General features: G+C 74.3%; 1 protein-coding gene and 1 pseudogene. Both read left to right on the forward strand.

The window, feature by feature from the left end; genetic code table 11:
• Nucleotides 1–437 (forward strand): annotated as a pseudogene (locus AC27KI_RS26805) (hypothetical protein); the annotation flags it as partial.
• The coding region (locus tag AC27KI_RS26810) for a glycosyltransferase (protein WP_487116944.1) at nucleotides 434–615 on the forward strand (182 nt) is incomplete at its 3' end. The pseudogene AC27KI_RS26805 and the gene AC27KI_RS26810, both read left to right, overlap by 4 nt.

A 615-nucleotide genomic window follows, 5' to 3' on the forward strand; every position in this document is an offset into this window, starting at 1 on the left:
TCATCGCATCCGATGCCAGCGCGGCGGCGCTGGAGCGCGCCGCCGCCACGCTGAGCGGCGCCGGCCATGTGGGGCTGCGGCACTGGCGCTTTCCGCAGCACTGGCCCGAGGCTCCCAGTGACCTCATCGTGGTGGCGGAACTGGCCTATTACCTGCCGCCGGCCGACTTCGCCCATTTCCTCGCGCAGGTGCCCGGGCATCTGCAGCGCGGCGGCCACCTGGCGATGTGCCACTGGCGCGCGCCGGTGGCCGATGCGCCGGCCCATGGCGACGGCGTCCACGCGCAGGCGCGGGACACCCTGGCGCTCGACCACGTGGGCGGCTGGTGCGACGAAGACATGCGCATCGACGTGTGGCAGAACGGGAGTGGTACCTCGGTGGCGGAGGCGGGCGGCGCGCAGGAGCGGCTGGCCCGTGCGGCGGAGGGCGCCCCATGATCGGCGTGTGCATTCCGGCGCACGACGAAGCCGCCCTCATCGGCGCCTGCCTGGATTCGGTGTGCGCGGCGGCCGCGCAGGTGCAGGAACCCGTGCGCATCGTGGTCGTGGCCGATGCCTGCCGGGACGCCACGGCGGCCCTGGCGCGCACGTGGGGCTGCGACGTGGTGGAGATCGG

It is taken from the genome of Acidovorax sp. KPB24-03 (assembly GCF_057546605.1).